Origin of the sequence: Bradyrhizobium amphicarpaeae (assembly GCF_002266435.3) — a bacterium.
Taxonomy (GTDB): Bacteria; Pseudomonadota; Alphaproteobacteria; order Rhizobiales; family Xanthobacteraceae; genus Bradyrhizobium; species Bradyrhizobium amphicarpaeae.
Genome location: NZ_CP029426.2, coordinates 1,890,023 through 1,905,591, shown reverse-complemented (window position 1 = coordinate 1,905,591; position 15,569 = coordinate 1,890,023). Strand labels below are relative to the sequence as shown.

11 protein-coding genes are annotated in these 15,569 nt (G+C 65.1%); 4 read left to right on the top strand and 7 right to left on the bottom strand.

Going from position 1 to position 15,569, the window contains the following annotated elements:
- Nucleotides 1-83 precede the first annotated feature (83 nt).
- Complete coding sequence (gene acuI / locus CIT40_RS09005) at nucleotides 84-1,070, bottom strand: acrylyl-CoA reductase (NADPH) (RefSeq protein ID WP_094892111.1); 987 nt, start codon at nucleotides 1,068-1,070, stop codon at nucleotides 84-86.
- A 41-nt stretch (nucleotides 1,071-1,111) separates the two neighbouring features.
- Nucleotides 1,112-2,365 (bottom strand): MFS transporter, encoded by a 1,254-nt coding sequence (locus CIT40_RS09000; protein WP_094892110.1) that lies wholly within the window; start codon nucleotides 2,363-2,365, stop codon nucleotides 1,112-1,114.
- Between the two features lie 352 nt (nucleotides 2,366-2,717).
- Here CIT40_RS09000 and nadA point away from each other — a divergent pair, with 352 nt between their 5' ends.
- The 3 genes from nadA to nadC are packed head-to-tail and all read left to right on the top strand — an operon-like array spanning nucleotide 2,718 to nucleotide 6,334.
- On the top strand, nucleotides 2,718-3,836 hold the full coding sequence (nadA, locus tag CIT40_RS08995) for a quinolinate synthase NadA (RefSeq protein ID WP_094892109.1): 1,119 nt from the start codon (nucleotides 2,718-2,720) through the stop codon (nucleotides 3,834-3,836).
- 9 nt (nucleotides 3,837-3,845) lie between these two features.
- Nucleotides 3,846-5,444, top strand: a complete 1,599-nt coding sequence (locus tag CIT40_RS08990; RefSeq protein ID WP_094892108.1) for an L-aspartate oxidase — start codon at nucleotides 3,846-3,848, stop codon at nucleotides 5,442-5,444.
- Nucleotides 5,445-5,455: 11 nt separating this feature from the next.
- Entirely contained in the window at nucleotides 5,456-6,334 is an 879-nt protein-coding gene (gene nadC / locus CIT40_RS08985) for a carboxylating nicotinate-nucleotide diphosphorylase (protein ID WP_094892383.1), read from the top strand.
- A 126-nt stretch (nucleotides 6,335-6,460) separates the two neighbouring features.
- Here the strand turns inward: nadC and CIT40_RS08980 are convergent, their stop codons facing one another.
- The 3 genes from CIT40_RS08980 to CIT40_RS08970 form a co-directional block, all read right to left on the bottom strand.
- Entirely contained in the window at nucleotides 6,461-7,915 is a 1,455-nt protein-coding gene (locus CIT40_RS08980; RefSeq protein WP_162307417.1) for a cell wall hydrolase, read from the bottom strand.
- A gap of 453 nt (nucleotides 7,916-8,368) precedes the next feature.
- Nucleotides 8,369-11,308, bottom strand: a complete 2,940-nt coding sequence (gene ppdK / locus CIT40_RS08975) for a pyruvate, phosphate dikinase (protein WP_162307416.1) — start codon at nucleotides 11,306-11,308, stop codon at nucleotides 8,369-8,371.
- Nucleotides 11,309-11,399: 91 nt separating this feature from the next.
- Complete coding sequence (locus CIT40_RS08970; RefSeq protein WP_018648785.1) at nucleotides 11,400-11,555, bottom strand: DUF3096 domain-containing protein; 156 nt, start codon at nucleotides 11,553-11,555, stop codon at nucleotides 11,400-11,402.
- 227 nt (nucleotides 11,556-11,782) lie between these two features.
- Between CIT40_RS08970 and CIT40_RS08965 the strand changes: the two genes are divergently transcribed.
- On the top strand, nucleotides 11,783-12,136 hold the full coding sequence (locus CIT40_RS08965) for a DUF1236 domain-containing protein (RefSeq protein WP_094892105.1): 354 nt from the start codon (nucleotides 11,783-11,785) through the stop codon (nucleotides 12,134-12,136).
- Nucleotides 12,137-12,394: 258 nt separating this feature from the next.
- On the opposite strand, the gene glyS is transcribed toward CIT40_RS08965, so the two are convergent.
- The gene (gene glyS / locus CIT40_RS08960) at nucleotides 12,395-14,494 is read right to left on the bottom strand and encodes a glycine--tRNA ligase subunit beta (RefSeq protein ID WP_094892104.1); all 2,100 of its coding nucleotides are present in this window, start codon (nucleotides 14,492-14,494) and stop codon (nucleotides 12,395-12,397) included.
- On the bottom strand, nucleotides 14,494-15,429 hold the full coding sequence (locus CIT40_RS08955) for a glycine--tRNA ligase subunit alpha (protein WP_094892103.1): 936 nt from the start codon (nucleotides 15,427-15,429) through the stop codon (nucleotides 14,494-14,496). The genes glyS and CIT40_RS08955 overlap by 1 nt, the downstream gene beginning before the upstream one ends.
- Nucleotides 15,430-15,569 lie beyond the last annotated feature (140 nt).

Genomic DNA, 15,569 nt, shown 5'->3' with positions numbered 1-15,569 from the left:
CGATGCCTTATCTCTTTACCCGCTGCTTACCATACTAACCATGGCGACATTGAAGCAGCTTGGTTGGTAAAGTCTGAACACCGTTAGACAATTTTTACCACGATGCGGCCGCGGACCTGTCCGGCCAGGATTTTCGCGCCCCACTCCGAAACCTGATCGAGGGAGATTTCATGAGTGATTTCAGACAGTTTCGTCCGATCCAGATCTGACGCCAGGCGCTGCCAAGCGGCTTTCCGCGGCTCGATCGGGCACATCACGGAATCGATGCCGAGAAGGCACACTCCGCGCAAAATGAAGGGTGCGACAGACGACGGCAGGTCCATGCCGGCGGCCAGGCCGCAGGCCGCGATCGCACCGCCGTATTTCGTCATCGACAGCAGATTCGCCAGTGTGGTCGAGCCGACGCTGTCGACGCCCCCTGCCCAGCGCTCCTTTGCGATCGGCTTGGCCGGCGCCGACAATTCGTTGCGGTCGATGATTTCGGCTGCTCCCAACTGCTTCAGATAGTCGGCCTCCGTGGCGCGGCCGGTCGAAGCGATGACGTGGTAGCCGAGCTTGGAGAGCACGGCGATCGCAACCGAGCCGACGCCGCCGGCGGCACCCGTCACCACCACAGGGCCGCTCTTCGGGGAGAGACCATGCTTTTCCAGTGCCAGCACCGAGAGCATCGCAGTGAAGCCGGCTGTGCCGATCGCCATGGCATCGCGCGCCGACAGACCTTGCGGCAAGGCCACCAGCCACTCGCCCTTCACCCGTGCCATCTCGGCATAGGCGCCGAGATGGGTCTCGCCCATACCCCAGCCGGTGCAGACGACCTTGTCGCCCGCCTTCCACTGCGGATGCGACGACGCTTCGACGGTGCCGGCGAAGTCGATGCCGGCGATCATCGGGAAGCGGCGCACCACCGGCGCCTTGCCGGTGAGGGCGAGGCCGTCCTTGTAGTTCAGCGTCGACCATTCCACGCGGACGGTGACGTCGCCGTCCATCAGCTCGGCTTCGTCGAACTGCGTCAGCGCGGCGGTGGTGCCCTTGTCCGCCTTGTCGATCCGGATCGCCTTGAATGTGGCCACGACTGAACTCCCTGACTTGTTTGCCGGGGATGTTTAGCCGATCAGGCAGGCTGCGCAACCGCCCTGACCACAGGTTTCTCCACGATCGGAAGATTGATCAGCGCCGAGAGCACGCCGAACACAATCGAGAGCCACCAGATCGGCGTGTAGGAACCGTACTTTTCGAAGACGATGCCCCCGAGCCAGACGCCGAGAAAGCCGCCGACCTGATGGCTGACGAACGCGAAGCCATAGAGCGTGGCAAGCCAGCGCGTGCCGAACATCAATGCCACCAGCGCCGAGGTCGGCGGCACCGTCGACAGCCAGGTCAGGCCGGAGACCGCACCGAACGCGATCGCCGAGAACGGCGTGATCGGGAACGAGATGAAGGCGAGGGTCGCGAGTGCGCGCGTGAAGTAGATGGTCGAGAGGATGTAGCGCTTGGGCAGCGAGTTCTGGAGATAGCCGACGCTGAGCGAGCCGATGATGTTGAACAGGCCGATCGCCGCAATCACCCAGCCGCCGGTCTGCGTGGAGATGCCGCGATCGACCAGGAAGGCCGGCAGATGCACGGTGATGAAGGCGAGCTGGAATCCGCAGGTGAAGAAGCCGATCACCAGCAGCACATAGGATCGGTGACCGAAGGCTTCGGCGAGCGCCCTGGTGAAGGTCTGCTCATCGGCCGGCGTCGCATTGGCCGGATTTGCGGCCGGGGGCGTCGCGAGCGCAAGCGACAACGGGATGATCAGCAGCATCAGGAATCCGAACACGGAGAGTGCCTGCTGCCAGCCGAAATTGTCGATCAACGCGACGCCGATCGGTGCGAACAGGAATTGGCCGAATGAGCCAGCCGCCGTGCCGGCTCCAAGCGCAAGGCCGCGCTTCTCGGCCGGCAGCAGCTTGGTGAATGCCGACAGCACCAGGTTGAACGAGCAGCCGGCAAGACCAAAACCGACCATGACGCCCGCACCGATGTCGAGCGACAACGGCGTCGTGGAGTAGCGCATCAACAGCAGGCCGCCGGCATAGAGCAGAGCGCCGACGCACATCACACGGAACAGGCCGAAGCGATCGGCGACCGCGCCGGCGACCGGTTGGCCCAGTCCCCACAGCAAATTCTGAAAGGCAATGGCGAGGCCGAACACGTCACGGCCCCAGGAGAATTCGTGGCTCATCGGCTGCACGAAGAAGCCGAGCGCCGAGCGCGGACCGAAGCCGAGCATGCCGATCGCGCAGCCGCAGAGAATGATGACGGCAGGGGTACGCCAGTTGGAGGAACGTGAGGCCGGAGCGAGTTCGCCCACTGATGTCGACATGGTATTCCCCGTCTGTCATTGCGGACGCGCCAAGAAGCGACCGCGAACGCGTCAATTAATGCATTTGCATGAAAATCCCAAATCAAAAACGATTGCGTTCCGCGGGGGGCTGACGCGAGAGCATTGCATTTCGATCTGGCCTCGCCGGAGGCGCCCAAGGCTTAACGGACCCAGGGCTTAACGGAATTGTGTGCGGCAGCATCTGGCGATCCCCGGCAGAGCGTGTTATCTTCGATTTGCTCAATATGAGTATATTTACACCCCGATGAAGTCCGCGCTGGCCCCTCGGCCGGATGATTTGGGCCCCAGATATACTCGCACTGAGCATATTCGACATGCAAGGGAGGCTTCAATGCCGATCGCTGGAATTTACGGCCCCGACGACTTTGCCAACCGGCCGCAGGGCGCAATCATCACCCCGGTCACGGCCTCCTCCCGCGCAGCACCCGCGCGAACGGGCCCGACCCTGCCGGCTCCGTCACTGGAATGGACGCCGGAGGTCGAGCGCGCCACCGCGCCGCTCTACGAGCTTGTGAAACATGTGATCCCGCCGATCGAGTGGCCGCTGATGGCGCCGACGATCAAGGCGATCAACGAGCTGAAGCGCAGGCGAGGCGCGGTGATCCTCGCGCATAACTACCAGGCGCCGGAGATCTTCCACTGCGTCGCCGACATCGGCGGCGACTCGCTCCAGCTCGCGCTCGAAGCCACCAAGGTGGAGGCCAACATCATCGTCCAGTGCGGCGTGCACTTCATGGCGGAGACCTCAAAACTGCTCAACCCGGACAAGACGGTGCTGATTCCGGACTCGCGCGCCGGCTGCTCGCTTGCCGCCAGCATCACCGGCGCCGACGTGCGCCTGCTCCGCGAAAAATTTCCCGGCGTGCCCGTCGTCGCCTATGTCAATACGTCCGCGGAGGTGAAGGCCGAGGTCGACATCTGCTGCACCTCCTCGAACGCGGTGCAAGTGGTCGAGAGCCTGAACGCGCCCAGCGTGATCTTCCTGCCCGATCGCTATCTCGCCACTTACGTGGCCTCGAAGACCGACGTGAAGATCATCGCCTGGAAAGGCGCCTGCGAGGTGCACGAGCGTTTCAAGGGCGAAGAGCTGCGCGCCTTTCGCGAGGCCGATCCGTCCGTCCAAATCATCGCGCATCCCGAATGTCCGCCGGACGTGCTGGCGGAGGCCGACTTCACCGGCTCGACCGCGCACATGATCAACTGGGTGCGCGAGAAGCGACCACGACGGCTGGTGATGATCACGGAATGCTCGATGGCCGACAATGTACGGGCCGAGCTGCCCGACGTCGAGATGCTGCGGCCCTGCAATCTCTGCCCGCACATGAAGCGCATCACGCTCGCGAACATTCTGGACAGCCTGCTGACGCTCCGCGAGGAGGTCACGATCGATCCCGCGCTTACGGAACGTGCGCGACGTTCGGTCGAGCGGATGATCAATCTGAAGAATTGAGACTGGACCATGACAAACAACATCCACAACCTCACCCGCACCGACGACATCGTCATCGTCGGCGGCGGCCTTGCCGGGCTGTTCTGCGCGCTGAAGCTGGCGCCTCGGCCGGTGACCTTGATCTCGGCCGCGCCGCTCGGACAGGGCGCATCCTCCGCATGGGCGCAAGGCGGGATCGCCGCGGCGGTGGCCGAGGGCGATACGCCGGAAGCGCATGCCGCCGACACGATCGCGGTCGGCGGCGGCCTCGTCGACGAGGCGGTCGCACTTGGGATCGCCCGCGAGGCCGCGCCGCGCATCCACGATCTCCTGCACTATGGCGTCCCGTTCGATCGCGATCTCGAAGGCAGGCTCGCCGTCGGACGCGAAGCGGCACATTCGGCCCGGCGCATCGTGCATGTACGAGGCGATGGCGCCGGTGCCGCGATCATCGCGGCACTCGGTGAAGCTGTGCGCCGGACGCCCTCGATTCGCCTGGTCGAGGGTTTCGTCGCCGAGGCGCTGTTGATCGAGGATGGCGCCGTCGCCGGACTTCAATTGCGCGAGGCCGGCAACTCCCGGGCAAAGCCGTTCCTGCTCGCCTCGCGCGCGGTGGTGCTTGCGACCGGCGGTATCGGACATCTTTACGCAGTCACGACCAATCCAGTGGAAGCCAGCGGCTCCGGCCTTGCCATCGCCGCGCGTGCCGGTGCCGTGATCGCCGATCCGGAATTCGTGCAGTTCCATCCAACCGCCATCATGGTCGGCCGCGATCCGGCACCGCTCGCGACCGAAGCGTTGCGCGGCGAAGGGGCGACGCTGGTCAACGGCGCCGGCGAGCGTTTCATGGTCGCACTTCACCCGCTCGCAGAGCTCGCGCCACGCGACATCGTGGCGCGCGGCGTGTTCGCCGAGATCGCGGCCGGGCGCGGCGCCTTCCTCGATGCGCGGCTGGCGCTGGGCGCGCGCTTCGCCGACAGATTTCCGACCGTGCATGCGAGCTGCGTCGCCGCCGGCATCGATCCGGCCACGCAGATCATCCCGATTGCACCCGCCGCGCACTACCACATGGGCGGCATCGCGGTGGATGCGCACGGACGCAGCTCGATCGACGGGCTCTGGGCCGGCGGCGAGGTGTCGTCGACCGGCGCGCACGGCGCCAACCGGCTCGCCTCGAATTCGCTGCTGGAGGCCGTGGTCTACGCCGCGCGCATCGCCGACGACATCGCCGGCCGTGCGATCCCCTCGCCTGCCCGCCTCCCCGACGCATTGGTGGTACCGGGCGGCGGCGCGCCGGACGCCGCGGCCGTGAAGCGGCTGCGCGCTATGATGGCCGGCGATGTCGGCGTGATCCGCGAGGGCGAGGGTCTCGCGGATGCCGTGCGCCACTTCGCCGCGCTCGAGCGCGAGGCGACGAGCATCGCGCTGCGCAACATGGCGGTTTCGGCCTTGCTCGTGGCCGCCTCGGCGTGGAGCCGGCGCGAGAGCCGCGGCGCGCATTTCCGCTCCGACCATCGCGCTGAAATCCCCGCGCTGGCGCAGCGAACGATGACGACGCTCACGGCGGCGCGCGAGATCGCGGAAAGCCTGAGCTCCCTGCCGCGCGTTGACCAACCCATGATCGCCTGATGGAGACCTCCATGATCACCCCGACCTCATTGCTCAACCCCGACGCCTTTCTCTCACCACTTGCCATCGACGCGGCCGTGCAGCGCGCCCTCGACGAGGACCTCGGCTGCGCCGGCGACATCACCTCGCTTGCGACGATCCCGGAAGCGACCAGGGCACAGGCGATCCTGGTCGCGCGCCAGTCCGGCGTGATCGCCGGATTGCCGCTGGCGCTGGCAACATTGCAAAGACTCTCGTCCGACATCGAGGTCCGCGCGCATGTCCGCGATGCCGCACGCGTTGCCCGCGGACAGCAGGTGCTGACGATCTCGGGCCCCGCGCGCGCCATTCTCACTGCGGAGCGAACCGCGCTGAATTTCGTCGGCCGCCTGTCGGGCGTCGCAACGCTCACGGCCGATTATGTCGCTCGTACCGAAGGCACAAGAATGCGCATCTGCTGCACGCGCAAGACCACGCCCGGACTGAGGGCGCTGGAGAAATACGCGGTGCGCTGCGGCGGCGGCTTCAACCACCGCTTCGGCCTCGACGATGCGATCCTGATCAAGGACAACCACATCGCGGTCGCCGGCGGCGTTGGCGCGGTGCTGGAGCGCGCCCGCAGCCACGCCGGCCATCTCGTCAAGATCGAGATCGAGGTCGATACGCTGGCGCAACTGCGCGAGGTGCTGGCCACCGGAATGGCCGACGCCGTGCTGCTCGACAACATGGACCTTGCCACGCTGCGTGAAGCCGTTCGGATCAACGAGGGCCGCCTCAAGCTGGAGGCGTCCGGCGGCGTCACGCAGGACTCAATCGCGGCCATCGCCGCGACCGGCGTTGACTACGCTTCGGCGGGCGCATTGACGCATTCTGCGCCGAATTTCGACTGTGCGCTGGACATCGAGGCGTGATCGGAACACCAACGCCTCCATAACGTCATGGCCGGGACTGTCCCGGCCATCCACGTCTTTGCCGGAAAGCGCGAAGAACGTGGATGCCCGGGACAAGCCCGGGCATGATGGTCTTTCGTGAAAGCGCTACCTTCGCTCGCTCACGCCCATCTCGGCAGAACTCTTCGCTTCCTGCGCGAGCTCGGCTGACAGCGCGGCGGTCTGGGCCGGGGTACCCCAACTCGGTTCCTCGCTGCCGTCGCCCCAGGCGCGTGGCCGATAGAAGGTGTGCACGCCGGTCTTGTACATCTTCTTCATCTCGGCGACCCAGGACGGGCGCACCCAATAGGCATGATAGTGCGTGGACTTGCCGACCTCGGGCAGCCAGATCTGGCCGTCGAGCATGGCCTTGGCGATCTTCCTGGCGCGCTCCCACATCTCGGGCTCGCGGATCACATCAGGATTGTTGTCGCAGGCAAAGGTGAACTGGCAGGCGAGATGCCGGTGCTTGTTCTGATAGACCGCTCCGCACACGGTGTCCGGATATTTGCCCGAGAACACACGGTTCATCACGACTTGCGCCACCGCCATCTGGCCGCGCACGGCCTCGCCGCGCGATTCGAAATAGACGGCTTCGGCGAGACACTTCTCGGACTTTGCGCGCGACTTGTCGTCGAGCGCGAGACGCTCCGCCGGCGATTTGGCCCGCTGGTTGTCGGCGTTGACCTCGCCCTTTGGCGCGACGCTCTCGCCGCTCTCGATATCCCTGCCGATCTCCACCGTCGGCGGTGACAGCGAGGCCGTTACCTTCATGTCGGGATCCGCCATCACGATCAGCGGTTCGGCACCGGGCTGCCAGCTCTCGATGCTCTCCAGATTACCGCCGAGCGAGGAGCTGCCGAAGAACAGGTTGGAGGTCTTGACGCTGAAGGGATCGCGCACGGGCGTCGTCGGCGCGGTGGTCCGCTTGAGAGCCTCGAGCGGCGCGGTCGCGAGCGCGCGCGCGGCGTCGCTGGCCCGCGGTGGACTGGAATATTGCGGCAGCGGTGGCGCGCGAAGCGCTTCCTGAAGCTCGGGATCGAGCGCGGCCGCGGATTCCGGCGACATCGCCTGCGGCAGCGCGGCGGTCTTGGCGCCGAACACCGAGCTGTTCGACGTCGCGGGATCTTGCTGTGCCGGTGCCGCAGCCGGCGCGGCCGTCTCGGGAGCTTCGGTCGGCGCAATGGTCACGAGGCGATCACCCTTCATCGAGCGATCGACCTTGGGAAAGTCGGATGCCTGGTAGCGCGGCGCAGCCTGCAACGCCGGATTGCGGCCGATCGCGCCGGTGACGTCGCGGCCATCGAGGCTCGCCAGGCGAACCATCGCGCTCTGCGGAACCGAAGTGCCGATGGGGCGGGAAAAACTGTAGGTGGCGAGCTGGATGGAGGACGCCGCGGAGAACACCTGCTTCTGCCAACGCTCGGCGACGCCGGGTTGGCGCGCCAGCAGAGAGGCAATATCCTGATAGCCGGTCTCTCTCGGCATCAATGCGAAGATGCAGAGACCGATGCCGAAGGACGCGAACCGCGCGCCCTTCGGATGGTTACGCAACACAGACATCGATACGCTCACGCTACGCTTACGCCAGAAAAATCGAAACGCAGTACATCCGTGCAATTCGATCTTTATCGTAAGTATCCAATTTAGGTTGCTGGGGCGTTAATCCGCGTTGCGCGCGCGGCACACTCAAGCGAACACAGGTGTTTTCACGGGGCGATCGCGCAGGGTGGTAAATGCGTGGTCACGTGAAGCGGTAAACAACCGGTCAACGCGAATGGTGAAGGAACTCTTGCGCGTGCGTATCATTGCGGGACACGCGTGAGTTCCAGATAAGCGACGTGCTTCGACGATCTCGTCATTGCGAGCGCCGCGAAGCAATCCAGAGTCTTTCCACGGAGGCAGTCTGGGTTGCTCCGTCGCAAGGGCTCCTCGCAATGACGAGGGAGAGTATCACCCAAAACAAAAAAGGCGGGGTTTGGCCCCGCCTCTTCGCATTCAACATTTCAAATCGTCTTACGCCTGGCTGGCGACGGACTTGCCGAGCGCGGCTTGCGCCGCGGCGAGCCGGGCGATCGGAACGCGGTAGGGCGAGCATGAGACGTAGTCGAGGCCGATGTTGTGACAGAAGGCGACGGAAGCGGGATCGCCGCCGTGCTCGCCGCAGATGCCGACCTTGAGCTTCGGGCGCGTCTTGCGGCCGCGCGCGACGCCGATCTTGACGAGCTCACCGACGCCTTCCTGGTCGAGCGCGACGAAGGGATCGATCGGGAGAATGCCCTTGGACACGTAGGTGCCGAGGAAGCTCGCGGCATCGTCGCGGCTGATGCCGTAAGTGGTCTGCGTCAGATCGTTGGTGCCGAACGAGAAGAACTCGGCGCTCTCCGCGATCTCGGCCGCGAGCAGACAGGCGCGCGGCAGCTCGATCATTGTGCCGACCTGATAGGCCAGCTTGGTGTTGGTGTCGCGCATCACCGCCTGTGCGGTCGCGTCGATCCGCGCCTTGACGAGATCAAGCTCCATCTTGGTGGCGATCAGCGGCACCATCACCTCGAGGCCGACGGCCTTGCCGGTGCGCTTCTCGGCCTCGACCGCGGCCTCGAAGATCGCGCGGGCCTGCATCTCGGCGATCTCCGGATAGGCGATCGCGATGCGGCAGCCGCGGAAGCCGAGCATCGGATTGAACTCCGAGAGCTCGCGCGCGCGGTCGGCGAGGCGCCGCGGGTCGGTGTTCATGGCGCGCGCCACTTCCTCGACCTCGGCATGGGTGTGCGGCAGGAATTCGTGCAGCGGCGGGTCCAGCAGGCGGATCGTGACGGGCAGGCCCTTCATGATCTCGAACAGCTCGACGAAATCGGCGCGCTGCATCGGCAGGAGCTTTGCGAGCGCGGCGCGGCGCGACTGCTCGTCCTCGGAGAGGATCATCTCGCGCACCGTGCGGATGCGGGTCTCCTCGAAGAACATGTGCTCCGTGCGGCAAAGGCCGATGCCTTCCGCACCGAACTTGATCGCGGTGCGCGCGTCGTCCGGCGTATCTCCATTGACGCGCACGCCGATCTTGCGGACCTGGTCGGCCCATGCCATCAGCGTGCCGAACTCGCCGGACAGCTCCGGCTCGATCATCGGCATGCGGCCGGCGAGCACCTGGCCGAGCGAGCCGTCGATGGTGATGACGTCGCCGGTCTTGAAGGTGCGCGAGCCGATGCTCATGGTGCCGCGGCCGTAATCGACGCGGATGGTGCCGCAGCCGGAGACGCAGGGCTTGCCCATGCCGCGCGCGACGACCGCCGCGTGCGAGGTCATGCCGCCGCGGGTGGTCAGGATGCCTTCGGCGGCGTGCATGCCGTGGATGTCTTCCGGGCTGGTCTCGATGCGGACCAGGATGACCTTGCGTCCATCGGCCTGAAGCTTCGCCGCCTCGTCCGAGGAGAACACGATCTCGCCGGAGGCCGCACCTGGCGAAGCCGGCAGGCCGGTCGCGATGACGTCGCGCTTGGCGCCGGGATCGATGGCCGGATGCAGCAGCTGGTCGAGCGAAGCGGGATCTATCCGCATCACCGCTTCCTTCTTGGTGATCAGGCCTTCATTGGCGAGTTCGACCGCGATGCGCAGCGCCGCCTTGGCGGTACGCTTGCCGCCGCGGGTCTGGAGCATCCACAGCTTGCCCTGCTCGACCGTGAACTCCATGTCCTGCATGTCGCGGTAGTGCTTCTCGAGCAGCGTGTAGATCCGCGTCAGCTCCTTGAAGGCCTCCGGCATCGCCGCTTCCATCGACGCCTTGTCCGAGCCCGATTCCTGACGCGCTTCCTCGGTGATGTCCTGCGGCGTGCGGATGCCAGCCACCACGTCCTCACCCTGCGCGTTGATCAGGAACTCGCCGTAAAGCTTGCTCTCGCCGGTCGAGGGATTGCGGGTGAAGGCAACGCCGGTCGCCGAGGTCTCGCCCATGTTGCCGAACACCATGGCCTGCACGTTGACCGCGGTGCCCCAGGATTCCGGAATGTCGTGCAGCTTGCGGTAGGTCACCGCGCGCGCGTTCATCCAGGATGAAAACACCGCGCCGATCGCGCCCCAGAGCTGGTCGTGCGGATCCTGCGGGAAGTCCTTGCCGGTCTCGCGCGCGACCGCATCCTTGTACTTGCCGACCAGATCGACCCAGTCGTCGGCGGTGAGGTCGGTGTCGAGGGTGTAGCCCTGGCCGTCCTTGAAGGTGTCGAGGATTTCCTCGAAGTGATGATGCTCGAAGCCGAGCACCACGTCGGAATACATCGTGATGAAGCGGCGATAGCTGTCATAGGCGAAGCGGCGATCGCCCGACAATTCCGACAGCGCTTCCACGGTCTGGTCGTTGAGGCCGAGGTTCAGCACGGTGTCCATCATGCCCGGCATCGAGGCGCGCGCGCCGGAGCGGACGGAAACGAGCAGCGGGTTCTTGGTGTCGCCGAACACCTTGCCGGTGATCTTGCCGACATGGACGAGCGCCTTCTCGACCTGCGCCTGCAATTCCTTCGGATAGGATTTGCCGTGAGCGTAGAAGTAGGTGCAGACCGATGTCGGGATGGTGAAGCCGGGAGGCACCGGCAGACCGAGATTGGCCATCTCGGCGAGGTTCGCGCCCTTGCCACCGAGCAGGTCGCGCATCTCCGTGCGGCCCTCGGCCTTGCCGTCACCGAACGTGTAGACCCATTTACCGGCCTTGCCCGCGACCGGCGACGCCTTGACGGTAGCGGCCTTCTTCGGTGCAGGCTTCGCAGCAACCTTCGGCAGAGCCGCCTTGGTCACAGCCTTCGCAGCCGGCTTGGCAGCAGCCTTTGCGGTCGGCCTGGCAGCAGCCTTGGCGACCGGTTTGGGGGCGCTCTTGGCAAGCGCCTTGCGGGCCGCCGGCGTGGCTTTCGCCTTGGCGGAGGGCTTTGATTTCGCTGCAGTTTTATTGGGCTTCGAGGCGGCTTTGGCCATAGCTTGCACACAACCTGCGAGAGGAATGGGATTTCGCGGGCCTTACACCATTTTGGACGGGCCCGCGCAAGTCAGTTCCGGATAATGAACCCTAGAGGTGGAGCCATTTCAGGAGCCCGAGCCCGATCGCACCGTTCACAATGAGGAAGATCGCGACGATCAGATTGAGGAGTCGCGGCATGATCAGGATGAGCACACCCGCAATCAACGACAGGATCGGCGAAATGTGGGCGACGGTGATGTGCATGAACTATCTTTCTGTGGAGGTGGGGCGAATCGCGGGCGGATCATAGCCCTCCCGGTTCCGCGAGTAGAGACGCGCAAGGCGCGGTGCGGGTTCCGGCTCCCACGAAATCTGCCCGAAATTGCCGCCGATACGGCGAGCCTTTTCCCGGAACATTGCCGAGGGTGCATGCATTGGCCAACCGGTCGCGTCCTCGGCGCGTCCGAACCATCACGTCGAAGGAGTTGCCCATGCGGAACAGGATTCTTGCCCTTGCCGCGCTCGCGGCCGCGATCGGCTCGCCGCTTGCGGCGCAGGCGCAAAGCGGTGTCACCGTCGGACGCGCACCCGTTGTGGTGGACAGCGGCCCGACGATTGCGGTCGAGCAGCGGCCGGCCTTCCGCGACTATGTCGTCGAACAACGTGTGCCGGCCTTCAGCATTCCCGATCGTATCGTGGTCGGCACCACCTTACCCGAAGCGGGCGTCACTTATTATGACGTGCCGCAACGCTTCGGCGCCACCACCTATCGCTACACCGTCGTGAACGGCGAGACCGTGCTGGTCGAGCCCCGCTCGCGCCGCATTGTCGAGGTGCTGAACTGACGTCGTCCCACTGACATCGACTGAATGTCCGGCGCGTCACATCAGGCTGGCGCGAGCACATAAGCGGACATCAGGCCCCGCCCGGTCTTCCCCCCGCCGGGCGGGGCTTTTTTTACGTCTCGTGTCCCGGGCAAGCGAAGCGCGACCCGGGACACAGAAACTGCGAGCACGCGGCGGGCATGGGCCCCGGCTCTGCAGCGCATTGCGCCGCGAAGACGCGCCGCACTGCGCTGCGCACGAGCCGCAACAACTGCGGCCTTAATCCTGGATCTTCGAGAAATCCGCCACGGCACGCGTGGCGCTGCGGATTTCGTTGAGCAGCTTCAGGCGGTTCTCGCGCACTTTCGGATCGTCGTCGTTGACGCGGACTTTTTCGAAGAACGCGTCGACCGGCGGACGCAACTTCGCCATCGCGGTCATCGCAGCGGCAAAGTCTTCCTTCGCGACGGCGGCACTCGCTTCCGCCGTCACTTCGCCGATTGCCTTGGCTAGCGCCTTCTCCTCATCGAGGCTGTAGAGCGCAGCATCCGGCGCACCGTCGAAGCTGCGCTTGTCCTTCTTCTCCTCGATCGAGAGAATATTGCTGGCGCGCTTGATGCCGGCGAGCAGATTCTTGCCGTCATCGGACTCGAGGAATTTGCCGAGCGCCTCGACGCGGCGGACGATCATCAGCAAATCGTCCTGACCGCCGAGCGCGAACACGGCATCGACGAGATCGTGACGTGCGCCCTGTTCACGGAGCTGGACTTTCAGGCGATCGGCAAAGAAGGCGAGGAGATCGCTCGGGAGCTTCTGCGCATCGGCCGGCTGCACGGACAAGCCGGCGAGCGCCGATGCAGCGACCTTCGTCAACGACAGCCGAAGCGCGTTCTCGGCGATCAGCCTGATCACGCCGAGCGCCGCCCGACGCAGCGCATACGGATCCTTCGATCCCGTCGGCTTCTCGTTGATGGCCCAGAAGCCAACGAGCGTGTCGAGCTTGTCGGCGAGCGCGACCGCGACGCTGACCGGATCGGTCGGCACGCGATCGGCCGGGCCTTGGGGCTTGTAGTGCTCCTCGCAGGCGGCGGCGACAGACGCGTCCTCGCCCTGTGCCAGCGCGTAGTACTTGCCCATCAGGCCCTGGACTTCCGGAAATTCGCCGACGACTTCCGTGAGCAAATCCGCCTTTGCCAAATGGGCTGCGCGCGTCGCCTTGGCGACATCGGCGCCGACTAGCGGCGCGATCTCTGCAGCCAGACGTTCGATGCGCTTGATGCGCTCCGCCTGAGTGCCGAGCTTCTCGTGGAACACGATCTGCTCGAATTTCGGCAGCCGGTCCTCGAGCTTGGTCTTCAGGTCCGTCTCGTAGAAGAACTTCGCATCCGACAGACGCGGACGGATCACGCGCTCGTTGCCTGATACGATGACCTTGCCGCCGTCGGTCGCCTCGATGTTGGCGGTGAGGACGAACTTGTTGGTCAGCTTCCCGGTCTTGGGGTCCTTGACCACGAAGCACTTCTGGTTGTTGCGGATGGTGGCGCGGATCACCTCGTCAGGGATCGCGAGATATTCCGCCTCGAACGATCCCATCATGACGACCGGCCATTCGACCAGGCCGGAGACCTCGTCCAACAGTACCTGATCCTCGACCAGTTCGAACCCTTGCGCAAACGTCAATTCCTTGGCGTCGGCGAAGATGATGTCCTTGCGCGCCTGCGGATCGAGGATGACTTTTGCGGCTTTCAGCTTCGCTTCGTAATCCTCGAAGCGGCGCACGGAAATCGCATCCGGCGCCATGAAGCGATGGCCATAGGTGGTCTGGCCGGTCGCGATGCCGTCGACCTCGAATTTCACGACATCGGGCTCTTCGGTCTCGAGCCCGAACGTCGCGGTGATCGCGTGCAGCGGACGCACCCAGTTGAGCGAGCCCGGCTTGCCGGAGCGTGCGCCCCAGCGCATCGATTTCGGCCAGGGGAAGGTGCGGATGATGACGGGCAGGATTTCCGCAAGCACGTCGATCGCGTCGCGGCCGGGCTTTTCGATCAGCGCGATGTAGAAATCGCCCTTGGGATCGCGCTGGATTTTGGCCTCATCCAGCGACTTCAGACCCGTCGCCCTCAGAAAACCCTGCACGGCCGCATCGGGCCCGCCGACTTTCGGTCCGCGGCGTTCGGTCTTGAGATCAGGCTGGCGCGCGGGGATGCCGTGCACGGTGAGCGCGAGGCGGCGCGGTGTCGCGAACGCCTTCGCACCCTCATAGACCAGGCCTTCGGCAACGAGCTTGTCGGTGACCAGGCGGCGCAGATCGTCGGCCGCCTTGGCCTGCATGCGCGCAGGAATTTCTTCCGAGAACAGTTCAAGCAAAAGATCGGGCATCAAGCCGCTCCGCCCGCTTCAGTGTGGATCCAGGCCTCGCCACAGGCTTTTGCCAATTCGCGCACGCGCAGAATGTAGCTCTGCCGCTCCGTCACCGAGATCACGCCGCGCGCGTCAAGCAGGTTGAAGACATGGCTGGCCTTGATGCACTGGTCGTAAGCCGGCAGCGCCATCAGATGCGCCTCGCGCTTGTCGTCCTTCCAGCCGGCGTCGAGATATTTCCGGCAGGCCGCTTCGGCCATCTTGAACTGCTCGAACAGCATCGCGGTGTCCGCGACTTCGAAGTTGTGCTTCGAGTACTCCCGCTCGGCCTGCAGGAAGACGTCGCCATAGGTGACCTTGGCTTCGCCGTCGCGGCCGTTGAAGTTGAGGTCGTAGACGCGATCGACGCCCTGCACATACATCGCGAGGCGCTCGAGCCCGTAGGTGAGCTCGCCCGCGACCGGCGCGCATTCGAAGCCGGCGACCTGCTGGAAGTAAGTGAACTGGCTGACCTCCATGCCGTCGCACCAGCACTCCCACCCCAAGCCCCAAGCGCCCAGCGTCGGGCTCTCCCAATCGTCCTCGACGAAGCGGATGTCGTGCAGGGCGGAATCGATGCCGATCGCGGCGAGCGACTTCAGGTACAGTTCCTGAAGGTTCGGCGGCGACGGCTTCATGATCACCTGGAACTGGTAGTAGTGCTGCATCCGGTTCGGGTTCTCGCCGTAGCGGCCGTCCTTGGGCCTACGCGAGGGTTGGACATAGGCAGCGTTCCAAGGCTTGGGCCCGAGCGCGCGCAGCGTGGTCGCCGGATGGAAGGTGCCCGCGCCCATCTCCATGTCGTAGGGCTGCAGGATCACGCAGCCCTGCTCGGCCCAGAACCGCTGGAGCGCGAGGATGAAGCCCTGGAACGAGCGTTCCGGGCGCATATGGGCGGGCAAGGAGGCGTCCATCGTCAGATCAGGCTCTCGCGGGGGTTTTGAATCGCGCGGGACCGTATCGACGGCGGGGGTGGGAATCAAGGCAAAGGGGCGGATTCGGGCTCAACCGCACGCCTTGAACGGTGCCTTAGGGTGGGCAAAGCGAAGCGTGC